The following is a 6,506-nucleotide window of genomic DNA, read 5'->3' as shown; positions in this document are numbered from 1 at the left end:
TGGCAGACCGAGACGGGCGGCCACATGATCACGCCGCTGCCGGGCGCGACGCCGCTGGTGCCGGGCTCGTGCACGCTGCCGCTGCCGGGCATCATGGCGGCGATCGTCGACGAAACGGGCCAGGACGTGCCGAACGGGCAGGGTGGCATCCTCGTGGTGAAGCGCCCGTGGCCGGCGATGATCCGCAACGTGTGGGGCAATCCCGATCGTTACCGCACGGGCTACTTCCCCGAGGAACTGGGCGGGCGGCTCTATCTGGCGGGCGACGGCAGCGTGCGCGACAAGGAGACCGGCTACTTCACGATCATGGGCCGCATCGACGACGTGCTGAACGTCTCGGGGCACCGCATGGGCACGATGGAGATCGAGTCGGCGCTGGTCGCGAATCCGCTGGTGGCTGAGGCTGCGGTGGTGGGCCGCCCGGACGACACGACGGGCGAAGCGGTGGTGGCGTTCGTGGTGCTCAAGGGCTCGCGTCCGCACGGCGAAGACGCGGTGAAGCTTGCCAGCGAACTGCGTGCGTGGGTGGCCAAAGAGATCGGACCGATCGCCAAACCGCGCGACATCCGCTTCGGCGATAACCTGCCGAAGACGCGCTCGGGCAAGATCATGCGGCGCCTGTTGCGTTCGCTCGCGAAGGGCGAGTCGATCACGCAGGACGTTTCGACGCTTGAGAATCCCGCGATCCTCGAACAGCTCGGCGAGTCACGCTGAACACGTTTCTTTTGCACCAGTAATGTAGGCGGGAAACGCGCCCCTGGCCCGATTGTGAACCAATCGGGCCAGGGGCGTTTTCACGTTGAAGTGCTGAATAGAAATCATGCTTGAAGACCGAATGTGCTCAAAATTCGCTGGACGGATTTGGGGCGACTTCGGTGCGTTCGCATCAAACCGCTCGGCATGCCGCCCCGGTGTCCAATTCTCACAATGTAAAACAATGTCGCATATGCCAGAAACATCTGCCGCGACGCAACATTCCGGCATTGCGCATCGGCCAATGCAATTGCGTATTGCGAAAGTTGATATGTATGTCGTTGAATTTGCAATGTTTTTATGAGCAAACTGGGCTGCGGTTTTGCGGCCACAACCATCGCTTATCTCGATACTCTTGATACATGGAAAAGACGCGTAGACCGGCAATGTTTGAATTTGTAAGGTGTGTGCGTTTCAGTTTTTTAAACCTGTGGAGGTACGAGATGGCGCACGTTTATATTGAGCCAATGCCGAAGGGCCAATGGGGGCCGATTGATGGCTACCGCATTGAAACTCAGGACGGTACGAAGATTTCGGGAGCACTGCTTCGCTCTGAGAGACTCGCGGTAAGCGAGGCAAGACTGCTCGGTTACTTGCCGTTGCTTGCGACCGTTCGCATACCGGATAAGGCAATCGCTGAGCACTGGCGTCCGGCCGATAATGCGCCCGCGTCGTTCTAACCTTCGATGTGATCAAGCATTTGTACCCCACGTGCTTCCCGCCTGAACAGGCGAGAAGCACGTGAAAAACCTCATGCCGACCTCGCGAAAAAGCGGCAAATGCAGGCGATGGCAGGTGATGATCAGGGCAGTAGATCTGAAGCCATCAACGTCAATAATTCCCGTCGGCCGACACAGCGCATGGTAATCCGCGTATGGTTCCGTTACTCGACCCAAAAAACAATTGTGTCAACGATATGTCGTCTCAATCAGAGAAAACGCTTATTGCCCGGATGTGTTTGCCCAGTCATCATCGCACGTGCGATCGGCAATTGCCGGTCGAAGTTTAACGTTCGACTTAACCGGTTTGGGAAGAGACAGAGACATGGCGACAGGTTCAGTGAAGTGGTTTAACGATGCGAAGGGTTTCGGATTCATTACGCCGGACGAAGGTGGCGACGATCTGTTTGCGCACTTCTCCGAAGTTCAGGGGAAGGGCTTCAAGTCGTTGCAGGAGAGCCAGCGTGTGAGCTTCGAGGTGAAGCAGGGGCCCAAGGGCAAGCAGGCTGCGAATATCCAGCCGCTGTAACCGGATTCGATGCTACCTGTAGCAAAGTGAATGGCCCATTGCGGGCCATTCGTTTTTTTGGGGCAGATACTTAAAGAATCAGGTGAGTCTGGCCAGACGCCGTAAAAAATCGGCGCACTTTTCAACGCGAGGCCGGTCGCCCCTTGCGTTTCTCCAGCGATGCAATCACTTCGTCGACTAACGGGTGATGGCGCTGCGTATTCCACAGCAAGGCGGCCGTTACCACCTCGATTTTTTCCTTCAACGGCCGCACAACCACATTTTCCGGCGCGAGCTTGCGCATCGACGACGGGACCAGCGCCACGCCCTGTCCACACCCGACATAGGCGATCTGCGACGTAACCGAACGCACTTCATGCGTGACGCGCGGCGTCAAACCGTTTGCGCGGCAGACCGACACAAGCGTATCGAAATACACGGGGCTGACCTGGCGCGACGACATCACAAGTTGCTCGCTGGCGAGCGACCGCAGCCGTACTCTGGGTAATGCGGCCAGCGGATGGTCCTTGGGAAGCGCCACGGCAAGCCGGTCGTTGGCGAGCGGCATGGCGGCGATTCCGCGTCCCACCTCACCGTCGATACGGACGAACGCCAGATCGAGTTCTCCCGCTTCCAGCGCCGGTATCGCATCGACGCTGTCGATTTCATTGACGAACACCGTGAGATTCGGATGGGCCTGCCTGAGTGCGTCCAGCAATGGCGGAACGGTTTCCAGCATGGCGGAAGTAATGGCGCCTACGTGCAGCACCCCGGACTGTCCTGCAGCGACCTCCCGCACCACCCGTTCGAGTCGTTCGACCTGGCCGGCGAACTGGCGCACGGCCGGCAGGATCGCAGCGCCCGCGGGGCTGAGCTGCGTACCTCGCCGGGAACGATGGAATAGCTGCACTTTCAGCGACTGCTCAAGCACCTTGATCTGCTCGGTCAATGGTGGTTGAGACATGTTCAGGCGCCTGGCTGCCCGGCCAAAATGCTGTTCCTCGGCGACGGCCAGAAACATCCAGAGCTGCCGGATTAGCCTGAAGTCGATCGTATTGTTCATGTTGATCCTGTCTCCTTTCGGATTGAGGCTGATGCGGGTGCTCGCCGCAACCGGCCGCCATTATCGCGGGCGCAATCATCGCGTTCCGCGTTTTCTGTGTTCTGAAAATCGTATCAGAGCGATACGAAATGCGAAATTTACAGAACAGACCGCCGGGGCCACGATTGCCACATCTTTTAACGGACCTCAGCGTCATGAATCAGACTTCGCTTCTTGATCGCCTCGCAGCGCTCGATACCAATACGGCTTCCGACGCCCTCGATTTTCTCGGCCTGCCCGGCGCGACTTATGGTCTTCGCCCTCTCTGGGATTGCCCGAAGATCGTCGGGCGGGCGAGCACGATCCAGCTAGGCTCAAAAACCGATACCGCGCCGACTGTGCACCTCATTTCGCCGGTGATTGACGCAGTTAAAACGGATGATCGTGTGCTCGTGATCGCGGGTGGGGTGGACGGTATCTCGTGCTGGGGCGACATCCTCGCCAATGCAGCAACGGCCAGACAGATTCGCGGTTCGATCATCGACGGCTTGAGCCGCGATATCGAAGGCAGCGAGTCGATCGGCTATCCGGTCTATGGCCGTGGCGTCACGATGATCAGCGCGCGCAACCGCGTGATCCAGATCGATTCGGGCAAGCCTGTCGAGATCGCGGGCGTCACCGTGTACGAGAACGACTACGTGATCGCCGATCGCTGTGGGACGGTTTTCATCCCCGCAGACCATATCGAAGCTGTGCTCGATCTGGGCGAGCGCATCGCGCGCTGCCAGGACGGCATGCTGGCAGCCGTGCGCGCCGGCCGATCGGTGGCGGAAGTCATGCACGACAAAGCGTTTGAAGCCATTGCGGCCCGGTAACCGGATTATTTCCTCAGGAATTCAGCATATGACGAATCCTCTCAAGCCGAACGCGGATGACCGGGAACTGGTCGCGCTCTTCGCAGGCCTCGATACACCGGGTGTTTCCGACGCCATGGACAAGCTGGGTCTTCACGGGCAAGTGCAGGGCATCATGCCGCTGGCCGACTACACGAAGGTTGTCGTTGGCCCGGCGTTTACCGTCAAATACGTGCCCGCGAGCGTGCCGCCGGGTACCGTAGGCGATTTCATCGACGATGTGGCGCAAGGCGATGTCGTTGTGATCGACAACGATGGCCGCACCGACTGCACGGTATGGGGCGACATCATGACCGAATACGCCGGGCTGCGCGGCATCGCGGGCACGGTGATCGATGGCGTCTGCCGCGACGTGAACAAGGCGCTGGGGGACGGTTATCCGCTCTTCACAGCCGGGCGATTCATGCGCACCGGGAAGGACCGCGTGCAGGTCGAGTCGGTGAATGCCGTGGTGGGCATCGGCACCGTGCGCGTGGCGGCGCGTGACATCGTGGTGGCGGATGCGAATGGCGTCGTCATCGTGCCGCGTGCTCGCGCGCGTGACGTGGCTGAGACTGCCCGCAAGATCGAAGAAACCGAATCGCGCATTCGCGACCAGATCGCAAAAGGTAAAACGCTCGGCGAGGCGCGGACTTCACTCGGTTATCACACGCTGCAAAGGAAAAGCTGATGTCCACGATCAAGCCTTATGCCGCGGCGCTGCTGGAACTGGCGCGCACGCTCGGCACCTCTACGCTCTTCGAAGCTTCCGGATTGTCGACCAGTTCCGTCGATCCAGCCATCCGCACGGTATGGCCGGGCGCATCCGTCGCGGGGCCCGCGTTTCCACTCGAATGTTCGCCGGGTGACAATCTGGCCATCCATGTCGCGATGGAGAAAGCGCCGCGTGGCAGCGTGCTCGTCATCTCGACGGGCGGCTTCGTTGCGGGCTATTGGGGCGAGGTCCTCACGGTTGCGGCCGAAGCAGCCGGCGTGGCCGGTCTTGTCATCGACGGCGGCGTTCGGGATATCGCCGCGTTGACGGCACGGCGCTTTCCGGTATTCGCGCGCGGTATCTCGATGCGCGGCACGATCAAAGCCAGTGTCCCTTCCGTGGGGCAGCCGATCAGTTTCACCGGCACGCCGGTAGCGGCAGGGGATCTCGTGCTGGCGGACGACGACGGCGTGCTGGTCATCCCGGCCGCGCAGGTTCATGCGACGCTGACGAAAGGGCAGGCTCGCGCGGCCAGGGAAGCCGGGATTATGGAGCGTCTGCGGGAGGGCAGGACCACGCTGGATCTGTTCGGTCTCTCGCAGTGGAGGGATGCGTCGTGAGCGTATCGAACTTCGAACTCAATCGTTTCCTTGCTGCGGCAAAACCGTCCGCAACCTATAAGGTCATGGACCGCGTGGCTGCACGGCGCGCATCTGGCGCCACCGTGATCTCGCTGAGTGCGGGCGAGCCGGATTTCGACACGCCGGAACATGTGCGCGAAGCCGGCATCGCCGCCATTCGGGCCGGTCACACCCGCTACACGCAGGTTGCAGGGCTGAGGCAACTGCGTGAAGCCATCGCTGCCAAATTCCGGCGTGAAAACGAACTGGAGGTGGATTGGCGAGACACGCTCGTTTGCAGCGGCGGCAAGCAGGTGATTTTCAATGCACTCGCAGCGACCCTGAATGAGGGCGACGAAGTCGTTGTGCCCGCACCGTACTGGGTGAGCTATCCGGAGATCGTGCAGCTTTGCGGCGGCAAGTCCGTGATCGTTCCGGGCGGCAGTGAGAGCGGTTTCAAACTCACTGCACAGGCACTCCAGTCTGCCATCACCCCGAAGACCCGTTGGCTGATTCTCAATTCGCCGTCGAATCCCACAGGGGCGGTTTATAGCCGGGCCGAACTTCACGCGCTGGCCGAGGTGCTGCTCGCGCATCCGCAGGTGCTGGTGCTGTCCGACGACATCTACGAGCACCTGATCTTCGATGATCAGGAATTCGTCACGATCGCCCAGGTGGAGCCGAGACTGCGCGAACGCGTGCTTACGATGAATGGCGTCTCCAAGGCCTACGCGATGACCGGCTGGCGCATCGGCTATTGCACGGGGCCGGGCTGGCTGATCGAGGCGATGGAGAAGTTGCAGGGGCAACAGACGTCAGGCGCCTCGACGATCTCTCAGCATGCGGCTCTCGCCGCACTTACGGGGCCGCAGGATTTCGTTCGGGAGTCTCGGGCTGTCTTCCAGCGTCGGCGCGATCGGGTGCACGAACTGCTCAACCAGGCTCCGGGGCTGCACTGCGCCATGCCGCAAGGCGCGTTCTACGCTTTCGCTTCGTGCGAAGGGTTGATCGGCAAGACAACGCCCGCCGGCACGCGTCTCGACAGCGACGAGGCCGTGGTCAATGCATTGCTCGACGAAGCGGGTGTGGCGACCGTGCACGGCAGCGCGTTCGGCCTCGGGCCGTACATCCGTGTCGCGTATGCGCTGGATAACGTGTCGTTGTCGCGCGCCTGCATCGCAATTCAGAGCTTCTGCCGAACGTTGCTGGGGTGAGCGTCTCCGGTGCCTCGCCCGTGTGTCGACGGCCTCGATCTT

Annotated in this window: 7 protein-coding genes; 6 read left to right on the top strand and 1 reads right to left on the bottom strand. The window is 60.9% G+C overall.

Annotated elements, in window-relative coordinates:
• Window positions 1–714: AMP-binding enzyme (locus ACFPTO_RS19200; protein WP_377713757.1), on the top strand; the 714-nt coding region annotated here is incomplete at its 5' end.
• Between the two features lie 1,083 nt (window positions 715–1,797).
• Entirely contained in the window at window positions 1,798–2,001 is a 204-nt protein-coding gene (locus ACFPTO_RS19195; protein WP_293040414.1) for a cold-shock protein, read from the top strand.
• 121 nt (window positions 2,002–2,122) lie between these two features.
• Here the strand turns inward: ACFPTO_RS19195 and ACFPTO_RS19190 are convergent, their stop codons facing one another.
• Window positions 2,123–3,043: a LysR substrate-binding domain-containing protein gene (locus ACFPTO_RS19190; RefSeq protein ID WP_377713755.1), complete on the bottom strand. Its 921-nt coding sequence runs from the start codon at window positions 3,041–3,043 to the stop codon at window positions 2,123–2,125.
• A 194-nt stretch (window positions 3,044–3,237) separates the two neighbouring features.
• Here ACFPTO_RS19190 and ACFPTO_RS19185 point away from each other — a divergent pair, with 194 nt between their 5' ends.
• The 4 genes from ACFPTO_RS19185 to ACFPTO_RS19170 all read left to right on the top strand — a co-directional run bounded on the left by ACFPTO_RS19185 (window position 3,238) and on the right by ACFPTO_RS19170 (window position 6,464).
• Window positions 3,238–3,897, top strand: coding sequence for an RraA family protein (locus tag ACFPTO_RS19185; protein WP_377713753.1), 660 nt, complete (start codon window positions 3,238–3,240; stop codon window positions 3,895–3,897).
• A gap of 28 nt (window positions 3,898–3,925) precedes the next feature.
• Window positions 3,926–4,606 carry an RraA family protein gene (locus tag ACFPTO_RS19180; protein WP_377713751.1) on the top strand — a complete coding sequence of 227 codons (681 nt, stop codon included), beginning with the start codon at window positions 3,926–3,928 and terminating at the stop codon, window positions 4,604–4,606.
• On the top strand, window positions 4,606–5,250 hold the full coding sequence (locus ACFPTO_RS19175; RefSeq protein ID WP_377713749.1) for an RraA family protein: 645 nt from the start codon (window positions 4,606–4,608) through the stop codon (window positions 5,248–5,250). Before ACFPTO_RS19180 ends, ACFPTO_RS19175 begins: the two co-directional genes overlap by 1 nt.
• 65 nt (window positions 5,251–5,315) lie before the next feature.
• The gene (locus tag ACFPTO_RS19170; protein WP_377713767.1) at window positions 5,316–6,464 is read left to right on the top strand and encodes a pyridoxal phosphate-dependent aminotransferase; all 1,149 of its coding nucleotides are present in this window, start codon (window positions 5,316–5,318) and stop codon (window positions 6,462–6,464) included.
• Window positions 6,465–6,506: the final 42 nt, after the last annotated feature.

Source organism: Paraburkholderia denitrificans (genome assembly GCF_042655705.1).
Lineage (GTDB): Bacteria > Pseudomonadota > Gammaproteobacteria > Burkholderiales > Burkholderiaceae > Paraburkholderia > Paraburkholderia denitrificans.
This window is presented reverse-complemented; position numbering and strand designations above follow the sequence as displayed.